Source organism: Azospirillum mesophilum (assembly GCF_053470405.2).
The window spans coordinates 387976-407679 of record NZ_JBPXMQ020000001.1 but is presented as its reverse complement, the minus strand read 5'-3'; the positions used below and the strand labels follow the sequence as shown (position 1 = coordinate 407679).

The 19704-nt window shown below is 70.8% G+C and carries 16 protein-coding genes; 12 read left to right on the top strand and 4 right to left on the bottom strand.

The annotated features are described in order from the left end of the window. Positions 1–121: 121 nt before the first annotated feature. Positions 122–1570 (bottom strand): ATP-binding response regulator, encoded by a 1449-nt coding sequence (locus ACSVC7_RS01980; RefSeq protein WP_448204162.1) that lies wholly within the window; start codon positions 1568–1570, stop codon positions 122–124. Positions 1571–1751: 181 nt separating this feature from the next. Here ACSVC7_RS01980 and ACSVC7_RS01975 point away from each other — a divergent pair, with 181 nt between their 5' ends. The 5 genes from ACSVC7_RS01975 to ACSVC7_RS01955 all read left to right on the top strand — a co-directional run bounded on the left by ACSVC7_RS01975 (position 1752) and on the right by ACSVC7_RS01955 (position 8833). After that, entirely contained in the window at positions 1752–2264 is a 513-nt protein-coding gene (locus tag ACSVC7_RS01975) for an MmcB family DNA repair protein (RefSeq protein ID WP_448204161.1), read from the top strand. 115 nt (positions 2265–2379) lie between these two features. Further along, the gene (locus ACSVC7_RS01970; protein WP_448204160.1) at positions 2380–4257 is read left to right on the top strand and encodes a response regulator; all 1878 of its coding nucleotides are present in this window, start codon (positions 2380–2382) and stop codon (positions 4255–4257) included. Positions 4258–4569: 312 nt separating this feature from the next. Continuing rightward, positions 4570–6636, top strand: a complete 2067-nt coding sequence (locus ACSVC7_RS01965) for a 4Fe-4S binding protein (protein WP_448204159.1) — start codon at positions 4570–4572, stop codon at positions 6634–6636. A 185-nt stretch (positions 6637–6821) separates the two neighbouring features. After that, on the top strand, positions 6822–7859 hold the full coding sequence (gene moaA / locus ACSVC7_RS01960; protein ID WP_448204158.1) for a GTP 3',8-cyclase MoaA: 1038 nt from the start codon (positions 6822–6824) through the stop codon (positions 7857–7859). A 119-nt stretch (positions 7860–7978) separates the two neighbouring features. After that, positions 7979–8833: an NAD kinase gene (locus ACSVC7_RS01955; protein WP_448204157.1), complete on the top strand. Its 855-nt coding sequence runs from the start codon at positions 7979–7981 to the stop codon at positions 8831–8833. 180 nt (positions 8834–9013) lie between these two features. On the opposite strand, the gene ACSVC7_RS01950 is transcribed toward ACSVC7_RS01955, so the two are convergent. After that, the gene (locus ACSVC7_RS01950) at positions 9014–9880 is read right to left on the bottom strand and encodes an N-formylglutamate amidohydrolase (protein ID WP_448204156.1); all 867 of its coding nucleotides are present in this window, start codon (positions 9878–9880) and stop codon (positions 9014–9016) included. Positions 9881–10128: 248 nt separating this feature from the next. Here ACSVC7_RS01950 and ACSVC7_RS01945 point away from each other — a divergent pair, with 248 nt between their 5' ends. Next, positions 10129–11079: a M14 family metallopeptidase gene (locus tag ACSVC7_RS01945; RefSeq protein WP_448204155.1), complete on the top strand. Its 951-nt coding sequence runs from the start codon at positions 10129–10131 to the stop codon at positions 11077–11079. Positions 11080–11089: 10 nt separating this feature from the next. Then, positions 11090–12160 (top strand): AbrB family protein, encoded by a 1071-nt coding sequence (locus tag ACSVC7_RS01940; RefSeq protein ID WP_448204154.1) that lies wholly within the window; start codon positions 11090–11092, stop codon positions 12158–12160. A gap of 295 nt (positions 12161–12455) precedes the next feature. Here ACSVC7_RS01940 and ACSVC7_RS01935 read toward each other — a convergent pair whose 3' ends face one another. Then, positions 12456–12989: a CreA family protein gene (locus ACSVC7_RS01935; RefSeq protein WP_448204153.1), complete on the bottom strand. Its 534-nt coding sequence runs from the start codon at positions 12987–12989 to the stop codon at positions 12456–12458. Positions 12990–13118: 129 nt separating this feature from the next. Here ACSVC7_RS01935 and ACSVC7_RS01930 point away from each other — a divergent pair, with 129 nt between their 5' ends. The 3 genes from ACSVC7_RS01930 (at position 13119) to ACSVC7_RS01920 (ending at position 15777) form a co-directional block, all read left to right on the top strand. Further along, positions 13119–14231 (top strand): AI-2E family transporter, encoded by a 1113-nt coding sequence (locus ACSVC7_RS01930; RefSeq protein WP_448204152.1) that lies wholly within the window; start codon positions 13119–13121, stop codon positions 14229–14231. A 107-nt stretch (positions 14232–14338) separates the two neighbouring features. Continuing rightward, positions 14339–15334: an SPFH domain-containing protein gene (locus ACSVC7_RS01925; protein ID WP_448204151.1), complete on the top strand. Its 996-nt coding sequence runs from the start codon at positions 14339–14341 to the stop codon at positions 15332–15334. Next, entirely contained in the window at positions 15331–15777 is a 447-nt protein-coding gene (locus ACSVC7_RS01920) for an NfeD family protein (protein ID WP_448204150.1), read from the top strand. The genes ACSVC7_RS01925 and ACSVC7_RS01920 overlap by 4 nt, the downstream gene beginning before the upstream one ends. 391 nt (positions 15778–16168) lie before the next feature. Here the strand turns inward: ACSVC7_RS01920 and ACSVC7_RS01915 are convergent, their stop codons facing one another. Next, positions 16169–16585, bottom strand: a complete 417-nt coding sequence (locus ACSVC7_RS01915) for an HRDC domain-containing protein (protein ID WP_448204149.1) — start codon at positions 16583–16585, stop codon at positions 16169–16171. Between the two features lie 206 nt (positions 16586–16791). Here ACSVC7_RS01915 and ACSVC7_RS01910 point away from each other — a divergent pair, with 206 nt between their 5' ends. Both ACSVC7_RS01910 and ACSVC7_RS01905 read left to right on the top strand, forming a co-directional pair. Then, complete coding sequence (locus tag ACSVC7_RS01910; protein WP_448204148.1) at positions 16792–18672, top strand: class I adenylate-forming enzyme family protein; 1881 nt, start codon at positions 16792–16794, stop codon at positions 18670–18672. Next, positions 18653–19678 carry a hypothetical protein gene (locus ACSVC7_RS01905; RefSeq protein WP_448204147.1) on the top strand — a complete coding sequence of 342 codons (1026 nt, stop codon included), beginning with the start codon at positions 18653–18655 and terminating at the stop codon, positions 19676–19678. The genes ACSVC7_RS01910 and ACSVC7_RS01905 overlap by 20 nt, the downstream gene beginning before the upstream one ends. Positions 19679–19704: the final 26 nt, after the last annotated feature.

Genomic DNA, 19704 nt, shown 5'->3' with positions numbered 1-19704 from the left:
CTCTCCGAAGTCCCGCTCAAGTGAATTTCATTGGGACAACTCTGCTAACCGCTGGGTTACGGATTTGTAACAGTGAGAAATGCATCATGTCGCTTTTCCGCGCGCAGCCGGGCATTGCGTGTTACGAGCGCAGGCGCTCCCGCCCGAGCAGGCGGGCGAGCGCGGCACGCAGCGCGAGCGGCGCTACGGGCTTGTGCAGCAGCGGATAGCCCGAAAGGCGTGCCTCGCGCAGGCGCATGGGGTCGGTGTCGCCGGTCAGGATCAGCCCTGGAACCTCGGAGTCCAGCGCCTTGGCGACTTGGCGGATCGCGACGATGCCGTTGGCCGTTCCCTTCAGGCGCAGGTCGGAAATGACCAGATCGGGCGCTTGCGGGTCGGGGCCGAGCGCCGCCAGCGCGGCATCGACCGACTCGGCACCGACGACGGCGCAGCCCCACTGGCCGAGCAGCGCGGTCAGCGCGTCGAGCACCATCGAGTCGTCCTCGATCACCAGCACGCGGGCGCGGCTGACGTCGTCGCCCGGCGCCGGGCCGTCAGCGGGCGGGGTGGCGGGCGGGGCGGCGGTTTCCGCGGCATCCTCCTCCCCCTCCGCGGCGCGGGGCACGACCACGGCGACCATCGTCCCGCGCCCGGCGACCGACTCGATCTCAAGCCGGTGGCCGAGCCGCCGCGCCAGACCGCGCGCCAGCCGCAGGCCGAGGTCGACGGCCCCGCCGGCCTCCGCCTCCCCGCCGTCGCTGTGCAGCGCCGCGCGCAGGGCGTGGAGCTGGTCCGGCGCCAGACCGCGCCCGGTGGCCCACAGCTCGATCCGCAGGTCCGGGCCGCGCCGCCGGCAGCCGAGCACGACGCGCCCCCGCTCCGCGTGGCCCAGCGCGTTGGCGATCAACCCTTGCAGGATGCGCTCCAGCAGCGACGGGTCGGTGCGCACCCGGACCGAGCAGGGCAGCACCGAAAAGCGCAGCCCCCGCCCGCCGAGGCGCGGGGCGGCGTCCAGGGCGATCCGCGTCAGAATGCCGTTGACCACCGGGCTGCCGAGGTCCGGCTGCACCAGCCCAGCCTCCAGCCGCACGAGATCGAAGTGGCCGTCCACCATGCCGCGCATGGACTGGATCGCGTTCCCCATGGCCGAGACCAGATCCACGATGGCGGAGTCCGGCGACGCCCCGCCGCGCCCCACGCCGAGGCGCCCTTCCAGCGCGCCGAGCAGCAGCGACAGGGCGGCCAACGGCTGGCGCAGCTCGTGGCTGGCCGCGGCGAACAGGCGGCCGGACAGGTCCGCCCCATTCCCCGCACCCGGCTCCCCGTCAAAGGACAGGCGCCGCACGAATCCGCCATCGGCCAGCGGCCGGTCGGTCGTCGTTACCCCGGCGCCGAGCGCGTCGAGCAGCGGCGCCAGTTCCTCCGGCCGGGCGCCGCGAACCAGCCGGCCCTCGGCTCCGGGCAGGGTGGCCGCCGCCGGATCCCAGGACGCCAGCCGTCGGGCCGGATCGAAGACCAGGATCAGGTCGCGCCTTGGACCGCCGTCCGGGCGATGCGGCTGCCCGCCGCCGTTTTCTTCCTCGTTCGTCACGGGCCGCGCATCTCCTGGCATGCTCGGTTGTCGATATGCTTGGTGTTTCGGGGCTTTAGGCTACGAGTCCGGCGGCGCGGATCAAGCCGGCCGTTCGGCAGAGCCTCCCTCTTGTCCCTTGGTTCCATGATTTGCCCCCTTGGCAAGGCGGCGAAGTCGGTTCATGGTGGCCCCTTCGTTCATGAAGCGTTCCACCCAAATCACGATGACCGACGTTACACCTGAGGATGCTTCGCCAAACGCCCCCGGCCTTGAGGGCGGCGCGGCGCCGATCTTCCGCGGGGTGCGACGGGCGCTGGCCGCGCGCGGCTTCGTCAGCCTAGCCGAGTTCCGGCTGGCCAGCGGGCGCCGGGCCGACGTGCTGGCGGTGGACGATTCCGGGACCGTCGTCATCGTGGAGGTGAAGAGCGGCGTGCCCGACTTCCGCTCCGACCAGAAATGGCCGGAGTATCTGGAATGGTGCGACGCCTTTTACTTCGCCGTGGACGACGCCTTTCCCACCGAACTGATCCCCGACGACTGCGGCCTGATGGTCGCCGACGCCTATGGCGCGGAAATCCTGCGCGAGGCGCCGGAACGCCGGCTCGCCCCCGCCCGGCGCAAGACGCTGATCCTGCGGGCGGCCATGACCGGCGCGTCGCGCCTGCACCGCATCGAGGATCCCGCCTTCTCGCAGGACCGCTCGCCGCTCTGACGCTCCCTTCCGCCGAAGGGCTGGTCCGTCGAAGGGCCGTGAAAATCGAAGGGCTGTGGAAATCGCGTCGCGAGCCGGTATAACGGGCGGGACGGATGGAACAGGTCGGACGGCAATGCACGCGAAAGGCGTCGGGGCAGTGGACGTCCGGGAGGGCGCCGGACAGGACGCGACGGCGCCGCGCCGGGGCTGGCGGGCGCGGGTCGGCGCGCTGGCGCTGGCGGCCGCCTTGGCCGGCGGACTGGCGGGCGGTTCCTCCTGGGTCGCCACAGCCGCGGTGGACGCCTTGTTGCGCAACCGCGTCGAGCGCGCCCTGAATGAGACGCTGGAACTGATGCGCGTGGCCGACGCGGCAAGCGCGCTCTCCAGCGCCGTGACCCAGCTCGAAAACGCCCCGACGGCGCCCCACCGCCAAGCCATCCACCCCGCCCTGAACCGGTATGCGCAGCAACTCGGCGACGGGCTGGAAGCCCTGATCCGCAGCGCGAGCGAACCGGACGGAATAGGCCCGACCGGAGAGCACCTCGCGGTCCTGCGCGGATCGATCGCGGCGATGCGGGCCGGCGTGGAGGAGCTGAACGAGACCGTGGACCGCCGGCTGGCGCTGGAGCGCGATCTGCGCGCGCTGCTGGAGCGGATCCCCGCCCGGAGCGGAGCTCTGGCCGCCGCCCTGTCGTCCCTGCCCGCCGGCGAAGCGCGCAGCGCCATCGAGGCGCACGGCCGGTCGCTGGCTGCGCAGCTGCTCGCTGCCGGGCTCTCGCCCACGCCGTCCGCCGGCGCGGCGGCCGACTTCCGCAAGGGCGCCGACGCGCTGCTGGCCGCGCTGGACGCGCTGCCCATCGACCCCTTCAGCCCCCGCCGCGTCGAGGCCGCCCGCCAACTGGCGGCCCTGGGAACGGACAGCGGCAACCTCTTCGCGCTGCGGCTGGAGCAGGCGCGCCTTGCCGCTGGCGCCTCCAGCGCGGCCAGCGCCCTGCGCGAGCGTGCGGACGAAATCGCCGCGGAGGCCGAGCGCGGAGCCCGCGACCGGCGCGACGCGGTGCTGGCCGACCGCGACCGGGCGCTGACCAGACTGGCCGCCGGGCCGGCCCTTCTCGGGCTGCTGAGCGGGCTGACCGTCTTCGCGGTCGGCGGCTGCCTCCTACGGCTGGTCCGGCGCCACCCGGACACCACCCCCCAGGAAAAGCCCCCCATGACCATGGACGCGCCGGACGAGCCTTCGGAAGAGGCCGGCGTCGAGGACGGAGTGCCGCCGCTGCACATCCTGCTGGCCGAAGACGAGCCGGTGAACCAGATGGCCGCCACCGCGCTTCTGCGCCGCGCCGGGCACACGGTCACCCTGGCCGGCGACGGCCGCGCCGCGCTGGAGGCGGTGGAGAAGGAACGCTACGACCTCGTGCTGATGGACCTCCGCATGCCGGAAATGGACGGCATCGAGGCAACCCGGCGCATCCGCGCTTTGTCTGGCCGCTCCGCTATGCGCATCGTCATGCTGACCGCCAGCGCCGTGCCCGGCGACCCGGAACGCTGCCTGGAGGCCGGGGCCGACGCGGTCGTGGAGAAGCCCCTGCGGCTTGACACGCTGCAACCCGTGCTGGAGCGGCTGTACGCCATCGCTCCCTCCCCCGCCGCTTCCGTCAGCGCCGACGCTTCCGAAGTCTTCGATGAGGGCGCCATCCGCCAGATGCGCGAGCATCTGCCGGCCGAGCGGGTCGCCACGCTGATCGGCGGCACGGTCACCACGTTGCGCCAGTACCACGCCACGCTGGCGGAGGCCTGGGAGGCGGGAGACATGGCGACCGTGAGCGCCATGGCCCACAAGATCGCCGGCGTGTCCGGCCTCTACGGCTGCACCGCACTGCGCCGCGCCGCCCAAGCGCTTGAGCGTGCCGTGGAGACAGGCGACGGCGATCCGGCGGGGTTGCGCGAAGCGCTGGACGCAACTTTTGTCCCCGCGCTGGAGGCGCTGGAGGGGCAGTTGGCGGGCGTGTGAGGGTATGGGCGCGGAGATCGCGGCGTTGGCGGACAACAGAATTCACACGGATTTCACGGATTTAGACACGGATTTCACGGAGATTTCTCTTGCCAAGCTATGGTCCCGCCCGAGGCGTCGGGCCAGACAACCATCAAGAAATCCGTGAAATCCGTGTAAGCCCTGTTGTCCATCAAGGATCCCGCACGACTCCACCACCCGGCTGAAATTTTCCGTTCGCAACCCTGCGCCGGCATGGATATGTACAGATAAGGAACGCGCGGCCGGTTATCCGCATCGACCGGCTTGGGTGGGTGGCGAAGGGATTTGACCATGAAGATCAACGGCCGGACGGTGCTCGTCTGCGACTGCGCGCACACGATGGCGCTCGACGGGAGGGCGCTGGCGAAGGCTTGCGGGGCGGATGGCGAGGCGACCGTCGCCACGCAGCTCTGCCGGGCGCAGCTCGACCGGTTCGAAGCCCAAATCAAAAACATGGGCGTGAAGGAGAGCGGCCCGCTGCTGGTCGCCTGCACGCAGGAAGCGCCGCTGTTCGGGGAAATCGCCGGGGAGGACAATCCCGATGCCGCCATCGCCTTCACCAACATCCGGGAGCGCGCCGGCTGGTCGGACGAGGGCGCGCAGGCCCTGCCGAAAATTGCCGCGCTGCTGGCCGAGGCGGCGATGGACATCCCGCCGACCGGCACGATCACCCTGACGTCGGAAGGCACGTGCCTCGTCTACGGCACCGACGAGCGCGCCATCGAGGCGGCGCGACAGCTCTCCTCCAGCCTCGACGTGACGGTCCTGCTGAAGAACCCGAAGGACGTGGCTCCGCCGCGCGTCATGGACGTGCCGGTCTTCAAGGGCACGATCCGCGCCGCCAAGGGCTGGCTCGGCAATTTCGAGATTGTGGTGGACGACTACGCGCCGGCCCTGCCCTTCTCCCGCGCGGCGCTGGGTTTCGAGCCGGGCCGGCAGGGGGCCTCGTCCCGCTGCGACGTGATCCTGGACCTGACCGGCGGCACGCCGCTGTTCCCCGCGCACGGCAAGCGCGACGGCTACCTGCGCCCGGACCCCAACAGCCCGGCCGCCGTGGCGAAGGCGCTGTTCGAGGCCGCCGATCTGGTTGGCGAGTTCGAGAAGCCGCGCTACGTCGATTTCAAGGCCGACCTCTGCGCCCATTCGCGCAGCCGCAAGACCGGCTGCACCCGATGCCTGGACGTCTGCCCGACCGGAGCCATCACGCCGAACGGTGACCATGTCGCCATCGACCCGCACATCTGCGCCGGCTGCGGCTCCTGCGCCGCCGTCTGCCCGACCGGGGCCAGCACCTACGCCCTGCCGCCCCTTCAGACGGTGTACGAACGGCTGCGCACGCTGCTGTCCACCTACGCCAAGGCGGGCGGGACCGAGCCGGTGCTGCTGGTCCACGACCCGCGCCACGGCGACGAGGTCATTTCGCTGATGGCGCGGCACGGGCGCGGCCTGCCGGCCCGCGTGCTGCCCTTCGCGGTGAACGAGGTGACGCAGATCGGCTTCGACGTGTTCGCGGCGGCGATGGCCTTCGGCGCCGCGCAGGTGCGCGTGCTGGTCGGGCCGGGCAACGCGGGCGAGACGGCGGGGCTCGCCAGCCAGATCGGGCTGATCGAGACGGCCATGGCGGGGCTCGGCTACGGCTCCGGCCGCGTGTCGATCATCGACGCGCGGGATCCCGACGCCGTGGAGGCGGAGCTGTGGAGCCTGCCGCGCCAGCCCGCGGCCGCACCCGGCCTGTTCCTGCCCATGGGCGGCAAGCGGACGATCACCATGCTGGCGCTGCGCCATCTGCACAAGGTGGCGCCGGAGCCGGTGGAGGTGCTGCCGCTGGCGCCCGGCGCGCCCTTCGGCCGCGTGCAGGTGATGGTGGAGGGCTGCACGCTCTGCCTGTCCTGCGTCGGCGCCTGCCCGACGGGCGCGCTGCTCGACAACGCCGACAAGCCGATGCTGTCCTTCTCCCAGGACGCCTGCGTGCAGTGCGGCCTGTGCAAGAACACCTGCCCGGAAAAGGTCATTTCCCTGGTGCCGGAGATCGACTTCCGCGACGGCGCGCGGGGCGCCCGGGTCATCAAGGAGGAGGAGCCCTTCTGCTGCGTGAAGTGCGGCAAGCCCTTCGCCACCAAGTCCTCCATCGACAAGATCGTGGCGGCGCTGGCCGGCAAGCACGCGATGTTCGCCACGCCGGAAGCCGCCAACCGCATGCGCATGTGCGGCGACTGCCGCGTGGTGGACCAGTTCGAACAGGGCGACGCCCCCTTCGCGCTGGGCGCCCCGCAAGGCCCCCGCACCACCGAGGATTACCTGCGCGAACGCGAACTGGCACGCGGCGCCGACCCGGAGGGCACGGGCAGCGTCCATTGACCGCAGGGGCAGCGTGGGCGGGGCTTGATCCGCATCAAGACCCCGCCGCGCGCGCCGTGCTGTCTTGAACCACACGGACGTTGGGGGCGAATTTCTTGCACCAAGGTCCTATATTCGGAATGTGGGCGTGGCGGCATAATCGCCTGTCCGGACAGAACCACAGGCTTTTGGGGAGGAGCCCGCCGATGACGACCCTGCCGCCGACCGCGTCCGCGCCCGCGCTTCCCCCGCTGGTGGACCCGTTCGGGCGCACCGTCAGCTATCTGCGCGTCTCCGTCACCGACCGCTGCGACCTCCGCTGCGTCTACTGCATGGCGGAGGACATGAGCTTCCTGCCCAAGGCGGAAGTGCTGACGCTGGAGGAGATCGACCGCGTCTGCTCCGCCTTCGTGAAACTCGGCACCCGCAAGCTGCGCCTGACCGGCGGCGAACCGCTGGTCCGCAAGGGCATCCACGAGCTGATCCACAGCCTGGGCCGCCATGTGAAGGCCGGCGACCTGGACGAGCTGACCCTGACCACCAACGGCACGATGCTGTTCAAGTACGCCGGCGACCTCGTGGAGGCCGGCGTCAAGCGCATCAACGTGTCGCTGGACACGCTCGACCCGCACAAGTTCCAGGCCATCACCCGCTGGGGCCGGCTGGACAAGGTGCTGGGCGGCCTGATGGCGGCCAAGGAAGCCGGGCTTGCCGTCAAGATCAACACCGTCGCGCTGAAGGGTGTGAACGACGACGAGTTCCACCGGCTGGTCGGCTGGTGCGGCGAGCACGGTTTCGACCTGACCTTCATCGAGGTCATGCCGATGGGCGAGATCGGCGACAGCGCGCGGCTCGACCAGTATCTGCCGCTGTCGATGGTGCGGGCGGAGCTGGACAAGCGCTGGACGCTGGAGGAGATCGATTACCGCACCGGCGGCCCGGCCCGCTACGTGCGCGTGGGCGAGACCGGCTGCCGCATCGGCTTCATCACGCCGCTGACCCACAATTTCTGCGAAAGCTGCAACCGCGTGCGGCTGACCTGCACCGGCACGCTCTACATGTGCCTGGGCCAGGAGGACGCCGCCGACCTGCGCACGCCCCTGCGCATGAGCGACGACGACGATCTGCTGGTGAACGCCGTGCGCGACGCCATCGCGCGCAAGCCCAAGGGCCACGACTTCATCATCGACCGCCGCCACAAGAGCCCGGCCGTGCCCCGCCACATGAGCGTGACGGGCGGGTGAGCGTTTCCCCCTTTCCCGCCGAAGGGCGGGAAAAGGTTTTTTCCACGATCCGCAATCACCCCGGCTATGACCGCGCCGGGCTTCTTAAGGTCCCGGTCCTGCGCTATGGTCATTGGACCATGACCGAAACCGCCGCCAACCCGCCTGTTCATCCCCTTGCCGATCCGCTGGCCCCGCACCGGTCGAGCGGCAAGCCGGCCGATGTCCGCATTTCCTTCTGCTGCGCCGACACGGAGGAGGCACGCCGCGCACGCACGCGGCTGGTGCACCGGTACGGCAACGTGCCGCTGGAGGAAGCGGACATCGTCGTCGCCCTGGGCGGCGACGGACACCTGCTGGAAACGCTGCACCGGGCGCTGAAGCGCGACGGGAAGAACCCGCCGCCGGTCTACGGCATGAACCGGGGCTCGGTGGGTTTCCTGCTGAACGTCTTCCGCGAGGACGACCTGCCGGAGCGGCTGGCGAACGCCCAGCATGTGACGCTGCACCCCCTGCGCATGCTGGCGACCCGGTGCAATGGCGACCGGATTGAGGCACTGGGCATCAACGAGGTGTCGCTGCTGCGCGAGACGCGGCAGGCGTCCAAGCTGCGCATCACGGTGGACGGCGTGGTCCGCCTGCCGGAGTTGATCTGCGACGGCGTGCTGGTGGCGACGCCGGCCGGCAGCACCGCCTACAACCTGTCGGCCCACGGCCCGATCATTCCGCTGGGCACCGGCGTGCTGGCCCTGACGCCGATCAGCGCCTTCCGCCCCCGGCGCTGGCGCGGCGCCCTGCTGCCGCACACGGCCAAGATCACCTTCGACATTCTGGAAGAGGGCAAGCGCCCGGTCAGCGCCGTGGCGGACTCCACCGAGGTGCGCGAGGTTATCCGCGTGGATGTGGAGGAGGCCCGCGACGTCTCCCTGACCCTGCTGTTCGATCCGGAACTGAACTTCGAGGAACGCATCCTCAAGGAGCAGTTCACGCCCTGAAGCGAACTTTTGTTCGCTTCAGATTCAAATGGCCTCACTCGCGGGCTCTCAGCGGATGCCTGTGGCATCCGCCTGCCGCCAGCGGTAACGAAGTTACCGCGATAGGCCGGGCTTCGGACGCACGGGCGTCCGGGCCCGCCGTCGCGGTCCAAAGCGGATCAAGATCCGCTTAAAAGCGCCTTACTCCGCCGCACGGCGGACGGTGTTGGCCTCGGCGTGGGCGCAGATGCGGTGGATCAGGATGTCGAGGTCGTTGCGCAGGCGGGCGAAGCCGTCGTGGCGCTCCAGCGTGTCCTCGTTCATGTAGAGGCGCCGGTTGATCTCAAGCTGGACGGAATGGCGCCCGCGCACCGGGTCGGCGTAGCGGGCGAGCAGTTCCACCCCCTTGTAGGGATCGTTCACCGCCACCGTGTAGCCGAAGCCGCGCAGCACCTCGACCAACAGATCGACGAACTCCGGCTCGCTGGTGGTGCCGTCGCGGTCGCCGATGACGAAGTCCGGGCCGGACTTGCGGCCGGAGCCCCGCCCGACGGCGGACGGCATGGAGTGGCAGTCGACGTGCCACACCGCGCCGAAATCGGCGGCCAGCCCGTCCAGGATGCCGGCGACCTGGAAATGGTAAGGGCGGTAGTAGCGCTCGATCCGGTCCACCACCTCCGCCACCGTCAGCCGGCCGTCGTACATCGGCATCCCCGGCCGGCAGAGCGTGCGGATCAGGCCCATGCCCGCCGCACTCTTCTCGGTGGGGTTCAGCGGCTCCGGCCAGGGGCCGTTCAGAAGGGCGGGGTCGATGTCGTCGACAGCGCGGTTGGCGTCGATGAAGCTGCGCGGGAACAGGGCGCAGAGCAGCGTCGCGCCATGGTCCGGCGCGCGGGCGAACAGCTCGTCCACATGGGTGTCTTCAGCCTGGCGCAGGATCGGCAGCGGGCAGGCGAAGGCGAATTCGCGCGGATAGACGGCGCCGCTGTGGGGCGAGTCGAACAGCACCGGCACGCGCCGGCCGGTCGGATCGCTGCGGACGAGGACGTCCTCGATCACGAAGCTCATGGCTGAACCCGGTATCCCCAATGCGTCGATGGCGCCCCAACGGACGGGTCGGATATAGACGAAGGTCGAATTGGCGTCGATTCAAAACCGTCACGGAACGGTAAGGCAACTGTCATGAACACGGATCGTGGGATGGCCCAAAGAAGACCGGTCGGAACGACGGCGGGGCTGGCGCGCCGTCGCGGTCTTCGCCATACTGCCGTCTCGACGACAGGCGCCTGACAAATCGCCCGAATCGCGAGATCCGCGTGACCGAACCCCTGCCCCGCATCGAATTGACGCCGCCGGACATCGAACCCTACCGGCACGGCAACACCGGGATCGACCACGTCACCACGCTGGACGGGGGACGGCCGGGGCCGCACGCGGTCATCGTGGCGCTGGTCCACGGCAACGAGATCGGCGGGGCGGTGGCGCTCGACACGCTGTTCCGCCGGGGGATCACGCCCAGCCGGGGCCGGCTGACCCTGGCCTTCGCCAACACGGCCGCCTATCGCGCCTTCGATCCGGAACGCCCCTTCGCCTCCCGCTTCGTGGACGAGGACATGAACCGCGTCTGGTCGCCGGAGGTGCTGGACGGCCCGCGCACCAGCGTGGAACTGCGCCGCGCCCGCCAGTTGCGGCCGGTGTTCGACGCCGCCGACGCGATCCTCGACCTTCATTCCATGACCGCGGACACCCCGCCGCTGATCCTGTGCGGCCGGACGGAGCGCGGGCGCGGACTGGCCCGCCGGCTCGGCCATCCGGCCTGGATCGTCGCGGACGAGGGGCACGCGGCCGGGCGCCGCCTGATCGACTACGGCCCCTTCGCCACGCCCGAAGGGGAGCGCACCGCCGTTTTGGTGGAATGCGGCCAGCACTGGCTGGCGGAGACGGCGGCGGTCGCGCTGGAAAGCTGCCTGCGCTTCCTGCTGGCGCAGGAGATGATCGCCCCCGCCGTAGCCGAACCCTTCCTGCGCCGGCACGACGAACCGCAGCGCGTCGTGGAGGTGACCGAGGCCGTCACCGCCGCGACGGAGGACTTCACCTTCAACGAAGGCTATGTGGGCATGGAGATCATTCCGCGCGCCGGAACCCCGCTGGGCCGGGACGGCGGGCGGGCGGTGGTCACCCCCTACGACGACTGCGTGCTGATCATGCCCGCACGCCGTCCGAAGGCCGGGCAGACCGCGGTGCGGCTGGGCCGGCTGGTGCCGTGACCGCCTCCGCATGACGACCCCAAAAAAGTCGGAAGGGTTGCTGCCCTTCGCGCTCGCCCTGCTCATCGGAACGGCCGGCGGCGCGCTGTTCAACCACTTCAACCTGCCGCTCGCCTGGCTGATCGGGGCGATGCTGTTCACCACCGTGGCGGCGGTCGCCGGCGTCCGGCTGCACATCCCCCGGCCGCTGCGCAACGCGATGGTGATGATCTTCGGCGTCATGCTGGGCAGCGGCTTCACGCCGGCCATCGTCGGGCGGCTGGACGAGTGGACCGTGTCGCTGAGCGGCCTTGCCGTCTATCTGGTCGTGGCGACGGCGGCCGGTATCCAGTATCTCCGCCGCACCGCCCGGCTCGATCCGGCGACCGCCTACTTCACCGCCACGCCCGGCGGCCTGAACGAGATGGTGATGGTCGGCACGCAGATGGGCGGCGACACCCGCACCATGGCGCTGGCGCACGCGCTGCGGGTGATGCTGGTGGTCATCGTCATCCCCTTCGCCTTTCAGGCGTTGGGGCTCTACGACCCGGCGCGGCGCGGAACGCTGGGGCCGTCGCTGTCCTCGCTCAGCCTGCCGGACGTCGCCCTGCTGTCCGCCTGTGCGGCCGGCTACCCGCTGGCGAAGCTGCTGCGCATCCCGGCGTCACAGATCGTCGGGCCGATGCTGCTGTCCGCCGCCATCCATCTGGCCGGCCTGACCGAAGGCAAGCCGCCGGGCGCCCTGGTGGCGGGGGCGCAGGTGGTAATCGGCGCGGGGCTGGGCTGCCGCTTCACCGGGCTGGAGGTGCGGCGCGTCTGGCGCGACAGCCTGATGGCGCTGGGCCTGACCGGCCTGATGCTGGCGGTGACCACCGCCTCCGCGTGGGTGGTGGACGAGGCGACGGGGCTGGGCCTCGCCGCGCTGATCCTGGCCTTCGCGCCGGGCGGGCTGGCCGAGATGACGTTGGTGGCGCTGGCCCTGAACATCGACGTGGCGCTGGTCGCCACGCATCACATGGTCCGCATCATCCTGATCGTCACGCTCGCCCCCGCCGCCTACCTGCTATGGCGCAAGTGGGCGGCGCGACACAATCGCGCTTAGCGAGCAGACGCGCAACATTGCACACGCGCGCATGCGTGCGATCTTGCCCTTTGCGTCTTTTCCGTGCGAAGTGAGGGCGCGGACGGGTGGTGGAGCACCACCACCCCGCCGCTCAAGAAGGAGGCATGAAGGATGAAAGAGATCCTCAGTCTCCTGATCCTGCTGCTTCAGGTCGTCAAGGCAATCCTTGACCTTCTGAACCGGCAGTGATCGGGCCGGGAGGCAGGGGGTCCTACGCCCCTGCCTCCCAAGCCTGATGATGATGTCTCGCGCCCCAAATTGCAAGATACCCCGATCACTTCACCCCAGGCTTGCCCTTGGTCCATTCGGCGTTCGTGTCCACCAGCGGCACGGTGGAGATGGACATCTTGGCGGACGCCTCCTTCACCTGCCGGCTGTAGACGACATAGACCAGCGTCTCGTTCGCGCGGTCGTAGATGCGGCGGATGGCGATGGACTTGAAGATCAGGCTCTTGCGCTCGGAAAAGACCTCCTCGCCCTTCTGCGACAGGTCAATGTCGCCGATCACCACGGGACCGGTGCGCCGGCAGGCGATGGAGGCGTTGGAGGGATCCTCGAACCAGTTCCCCTTGGTCAGGCGGTCGAGCATGCTGCGGTCGAAGTCCACCAGATGGCAGGTGACGCCCTTCACCTTGGGGTCCTCCACCGCCTGCACCTCCAGCCCGTTGCCGGTCCAGTCGTTGGAGAAGCGGCCGACCACCGCATCGGCGGCCGACGCCGCCGTGGGGACCACCATCGGGGGCAGCACGGAAAGCGCCAGGACCAACAGGCCGCCACGGATGTTTATCGAAGGGAACGGGCTGCGCATCGCAAGGGTCTCCGGACAGGACGAACCGGGGGCCGCGGGGGCGGTCCCGGAATACCCCTAAATCGGGTGGGCGCGCTGCCCCGTCAAGCGCCCCCGCCCGGTGCCGAACGCCCGGAGCCCCAGCCGCGCATGAGCCACCGCACCATCGACCCGCCCCTCTCTCACCCTCCGGAGCCGGTGACCGAACCCGTCCCGCCCGCCAAGCACCCGCGCAACCCGGTGGCGGTGGCGACCATGGGGCTGTTCGTGATCGCGCTGCTGTTCGCGCTCTACTTCGGGCGGGACGTGCTGCTGCCGATCATGCTGGCGCTGATCCTGAGCTTCCTGCTGCGGCCCTGCGTGCGCGGGCTCTACCGGCTGGGATTGCCGGAGGGGTTGGGAGCGGCGGTGATGGTCATCCTGGTGTTCGGAGCGGCGCTGATGGCCGTCTACACGCTGGCGACCCCGGCGGCGGAGTGGGTCAACCGCATGCCGCGCGTCTTGCACGAGCTGGAGTTCAAGCTGGGCGACATCCGCGAGGGGATCGAGCGCGCCCGCGAAGCGTCACGCCAGCTGGAGAAGATCGCCAGCGACCAGAGCGGCGCCACGCGCGAGGTGGTGGTGCGCGGCCCGTCGCTGGCCGAGCAGGTGCTGCAACAGGCCGAAGCGGTGATCGCCAACGTCATCATCCTTCAGGTGCTGCTTTACTTCTTCCTGGCGCGCGGACGGCAGAGCCTGGAGGCGCTGATCGGCACCATGCGCAGCGTGGACGACCGCATCCACTACGCCATGGTCGCCGCCACGGTGCAGCAGAACATCGCCGCCTACCTCGCCACCATCACGGTCATCAACTTCTTCCTGGGCGTGGCGACGGCCGTAGCCATGTGGTGCTGGGGGCTGCCCAACGCGGCGTTGTGGGGCACGCTGATCGGCCTGATCAACTTCATCCCCTTCATCGGCCCGGCGGTGATGACGGCCGTCCTGTTCCTGGTCTCGGCGCTGACCTTCGACGGGCTTTTCAACATCCTGGGACCGCCTCTGACCTTCGTGATGCTGGCGACGGTGGAAGGCAACTTCCTGACGCCGACGATCGTCGGACGGCGGCTGGCGCTGAACCCCATCGCCGTGTTCGTCTCCATCCTGTTCTGGGGCTGGATGTGGGGGATCCCCGGCGCGCTGCTGGCCGTGCCGATCCTCGCCATCCTGAAGATCCTGTTCGACGCGCACGAGCCGCTGAAGCCCATCGGCGCCCTGCTGGGTTGAGAAACCCGTTCCGCGGACCGTCTTTGGCGGAAAAGCCGGCTGGTCCGGCATCAGGCGCCGTGGCATCGTTTCCCAAGACCGGGGGATGGTGACGGGAGGCATGGGGCATGGTGGTCGGCGGCTTTACCCTGTTCGTGATCGCGCTGCTCGTCTTCGCGCTGCTGCTGGTCCTGCTGGGGGTGCGGACCGTGCCGCAGGGGCAGGAATGGACGGTCGAGCGCTTCGGGCGCTACACGCGCACGCTGCTGCCGGGGCTTCACCTGCTGATCCCGCTGATCGACCGGATCGGCCGCAAGCAGAGCATGATGGAGACGGTGCTGGACGTCCCCTCGCAGGAGGTCATCACCCGCGACAACGCGATGGTGACGGTGGATGGTGTCGTCTTCTATCAGGTGATCGACGCGGCCAAGGCGTCCTACGAGGTCAACAACCTTCAGCTTGCCATCCTGAACCTGACGACGACCAACGTGCGCACGGTCATGGGCTCCATGGACCTGGACGAACTGCTGTCCCAGCGCGACCGGATCAACGCGCGCCTGCTGACCGTGGTGGACGAGGCGACCAACCCCTGGGGCGTGAAGGTCACGCGCATCGAGATCCGCGACATCCAGCCCCCGCGCGACCTCGTCGACAGCATGGCCCGCCAGATGAAGGCGGAGCGCGACCGCCGCGCCTCGATCCTGGAAGCCGAAGGGCAGCGTCAGGCCGCCATCCTGCGGGCGGAGGGCGCCAAGCAGGCGGCCATCCTCCAGGCCGAGGGCCGGCGCGAGGCCGCCTTCCGCGACGCCGAAGCGCGCGAGCGCGCCGCCCAGGCGGAGGCGGAGGCGACCCGGCTGGTGTCCGAGGCCATCGCCGGAGGCAACGTGCAGGCGATCAATTACTTCGTCGCCCAGCGCTACGTGGACGCGCTGACCGCCATGGCGGCGGCGCCGAACCAGAAGGTGCTGTTCCTGCCGCTGGAGGCGGCGAACGTCATCGGCGCCATCGGCGGCATCGCGGAGATTGCCCGCGAAGCCTTCCCCAACCGTCCGGCCCCCGCCACCGCGCCGTCCCCGGCGCCGCGCGGGCCGTGGAACCGCAACGACGCGGAGCCGACGCCGTGAGCACGCCCACAATCATGATCGAGTTCTGGCACTGGTGGGTGCTGGCGGCGCTGCTGGGCGCTGTGGAGATCGTCGCGCCGGGCGCCGCGTTCCTGTGGTTCGGCGGTGCCGCGGGGGTGGTCGGGCTGGCCCTGCTGGCCTGGCCGGCCATGTCGTGGGAGCTTCAGGGGCTGCTGTTCGCGGTCCTCGCGATCGTCGCGGTGGTCGGCGTCCGGATGCTGTCCGAACGCTCCGCCACGACGACGAGCGGCCCCAGCCTAAACCGCCGGGCGGAACAGTACATCGGCACGCTGCACACCCTGGACAGCCCCATCGTCAACGGGCGCGGCCGGGCCCAGGTCGGCGACGGCTTGTGGCCGGTGGAAGGGCCGGACCTGCCCGCCGGCACCCGCGTCCGCGTCGTCGGCACGGACGGAACCCGGCTCAAGGTCGAAAAGGCCTAGGCGCCAGCCGAACCGCCGCGTCGCCGCGCTGTCGAGGTCGGCGCGGATTTGTGCCGCTTGACGCATCAGCCGTTGCGCCAGCGCGTCCAGCTTGGGATCGCCGCTGGCCGCCGCGCGAATCGCCGCGTGCCGGCCGAACGCCTCCAGCTGGCGCGCCATCGCGCCGTAATCCGGCGCTCCGGTCCCCGATCCGGTGGAGCCCGATCCAAGTGAGCTTGCGTCGAGGGGCTTGCTCATGGAGCCTCGCCATGCTGCATTGCCGAACAATACGGCGGTATGCTGGCACGAGGCCGAGGCTAAGAAAATTGCGCTTACGGCCGGAGCGTCCCGGCTGTTCGGCGGTGACGTGCTAGGCCAACCGCCGAACGGGATAGGACCCCAACCCAGCGCTTCAATCGATCAATTCGTCCAGCGTCGCGCGGACGACCTGCACGATCTCCGCCCCGTGCTGGCCGACGCCCAGGTCGCGGGCGCCGACGATGACCGACAGTTCGCGCTCGGTCGTCGGGGCGAAGCGGGCGATCTCCGGCACCAGCTCGTCGGGCAGGATGGCGTCGCGCGGCACGCCCTCGCGCGCGGCGGTGCGGTCGCGCCAGCCGTTCAGCGCGTCGCTGATGGCCGCTTCGATCTGGAGCGACTCCTCCTTGCGCTTCAGGTCCTGGTACAGGACCAGGACGCGCCAGGCGCCGTCAGCGTAGGCGGTGTCGATGCGCTGCACCTCGACCGTGCGGAGGAAGGCGGACAGGGCGTCCTGCGCTTCCTCGGCCGTCGCGTCGGGGATCATGAAGGTGCGGATTTCCGTGCTCATCCCGGTCCTCGGTCGATAGCTCGCCTTTCGCGCGAGGGTACACGAAGCGGAGGGGGTACCGCCAGAACCGCGAACAACCCGCCGCACCGGAGCCGGCGCGGGCTTCCCGGCGGGCGGGCGGCGGGGTACCCCCGATGCCGCTTGGCGGCAGCGCGGCCGAGGCCGTTATCAGGCATGGGATTGTACGTCATCGAAGGATTGCGCCCATGCCGCCCGTCAGCCCGGATCCCGTCCCCACCGCCCCGCGCCCTTCCGGCGATGGGGCTGGCCCGCGGCACGCCGTCGCGCCGGCCCCGGACCACCGGTTCGACCTGCATCTGGCGGTGGCGGAGGGGCTGGAGGGCTGGCTGACCCTGACGGCGCGGCAGTGCGCCATCCTTTATTGGGCCGAACGCGGCCTGCCGCTGGACGGCATCGCGGAGCGCATGGGCCTGGACCAGGGCGAGGTGCTGGAACATCTGGCCCCGCTCGCCGCGGCCGGTGCCGTGCATCTGCAACCCTCCGCGCCTGCGGCTTCAACAGCGGACGAAACCCTGCCCGGCCTGTGGGACGCGGCGGTGGAGGCCCATGCCGAGCGGCCGTGCCTGCTGCCGCCCGGCGGCGGCGCGGCGCTGACCTACCGGGAGGCCGGGCGGCGGGTTGACGCGATCGCCCGCCGGCTCGCCGCCGCGCGCCTGCCCAAGGGCGCCCGGGTCGTGCTGTATGGGGAGCCGGACCGCGACTCCGCCCTGCTGTTCTGGGCCTGCGCGCGGCTGGGGCTGATCGTCGCGCCGGTGGACAGCGCCTGGGGCGAGGCGGCCTTCCTCAAGGCGCTGGACCTCGTGGAGCCGGCGCTGGTCTTCGCCGACGCCCGACGCGCCGCCGCCGCCCGCGCCAGCGGCCGGGCCGCCGTGATCGTCGAGGGTGCGGCGCGCGCCGTGGCCGAACCGCCCGCCCTGGGCTTCGCCGACTGGCTGGCCTCCGGCGGTCCTGGCGAGGCGCCGTCCGAACCGGTGCGGGAGACGGACGCGGCCGTGATCGTCTTCACCGCCGGGACCACGGGCGAGCCCAAGGGGGTGGCGCTGTCGCACGGGGCGCTCGTCCGCTCCGCCCGGCTGCTGGCGGGGGTGGGCGCGCTGACGGCGGAGGACCATCTGCTGACCCTGACGGAGTTCCACGCGGTGAGCGGCCTGCGCAACGCGCTGGTCATGGCCGCCGTCGCGGGGGCCGCGACAGTGCTGCCCACCGCCGGAGAGCGCCACCACGCCCCGGCGCTGGCCGCCCTGTGCGGGCGGGAACGGGTGACCGTGCTGTCCGCCATGCCCGCCGCGTTGAAGGGGCTGGCCGCCGGCGCCGGGCGCATCGGGCCGGAGGCGATGCCCTCCGTCCGGCTGCTGATGTCCAACGGCGCCGAACTGCCCGCCGCGACGGTGGAGCGGCTGCGCGCGCTGACCGAGGCGCCGGTGATGACCGTCTACGGGCAAGCGGAGGCCGGCGGGGTCTGCGCGCTGGGCGCCGCCGGGCTGGCGGAGGGCACCATCGGCCGCCCGGCCGACGCCGTAATGCAGATCGTCGATCCCGACGGCCTGCCGCTGCCGCCGGGGGCGGTGGGCGAACTGCGGGTCTACGGCGCCAACCGCATGATCGGCCACCACCGCCGCCCCGACCTCGACGCCCGGACCTTGCGCGACGGCTGGGTCTGCACCGGCGACCGCGCCACCCGCGACGAGGACGGCATCATCCAATTGGTTGGGCAGCCCCGCGACCGGCTAAAGACGGCGCGCGGTGACCGGCTTCACCTGTCGGAAATCGAACGGCTGCTGGAGCGCGATCCCGCCGTAGCCGAGGCCGCCGCCTGCGCGCTCCCCGACGAGGAAGGTGGGGAACGCGCGCTGGCCTTCGTGCTGTTGAAGGAAGGCGCGGACCCAACGGCGGTGGTGGAGCGTTTGAAGCACCGGGCGCTGGCGTGCCTGGGGCATCGCGCCGCCCCGCTGGACATCCGCGTCCGCGCCGACTTCCCGCGCGCCGCCAACGGCATGGTGCGGCGCCGCGCGCTGCTGGAGGAGCAGGAACCCGATGGGCAGGGGCATGGACCACAGGGCCGATGAGGAACGCGCAAGCCCGGAAAACGAAAGCCCGGCACCTTCCCCGGCGAAACCGCCTCCGGAACCGCCGCGAAAGCGCCGCCGCTGGGGGCGCATCCTTCTGCTGAGCCTCTTCCCCGCGCTGTTCCTGACCGGCACGGCGGGGGCCTTCTGGACCGGCTACCGGCTCTACGACCAACCCTTCGTCTGGTACAACAGCAACCGCATCGCCGCCGTCGCCGACCGGGCGGCGCGCGGCACCGGAACGCGGGACACGCCGGCGCCGGTGGTGGTGGTGCTGGGCGGTGCGGCGCTGCGCAACGCCACGCTGGACGAGGACGGCATGGCCAAGCTCGCCGCCCGCCAGGGGGTGGAGCGCCTCCAGTTCCTGCGCATCGTCCACCCCAACGCGGAGTTCGCGGACTTCGAGCCGATGCTGGGCGCCGTCCTGAAGCTGAAGCCGGAGCTGGTGCTGCTCGACCTCGACCTGCTGTTCGCGGAGCGGCCGTCGCTGGCCGGCCTGCGCCATTACGGCACCGTGCTGACCGGCATGGCGCTGGACGGCAAGCCCTACCTGCCCGACCAGATCGCGCTGCAATACGACAAGCCCTGCCGCGCGTTGAACGCCGCCGGCACGACGCGGGAGGAACTGGACCACCGGGTGGAGGAGGTTCGGGAGGCCGTCGCCCTGCGCCCCGAGTCGCCGGCCTTCGAGCGGGTGCGGCGCTTCGCCGACCAGGCGCGGGCCGGCGGAACGCGCGTGGCGCTGCTGCACCTGCGCCGCCCTGCATCCTTTGAGGAGCGGCTGTACGGCCCCGGCAACAGCTATCTTCCCGACGCGCTGGCGCGCCTGTCGGAACGGCCCGGACTGCCGCTGTGGCACTTCCCCGAAACGGTTCAGAAATCAGGGCATTACTGCCGCAACGGCACGTTGGGGCCGGAGGGGCGCAAGGCCTATTCCGCCTGGCTGGCCGCCGGGATCGCGCAGGTGCTGTCCCAACCGCGCGTGGAAGAGGCAGCCCTGCAATAGGCGCGGCGCGCGCATTGCGCCGCAGC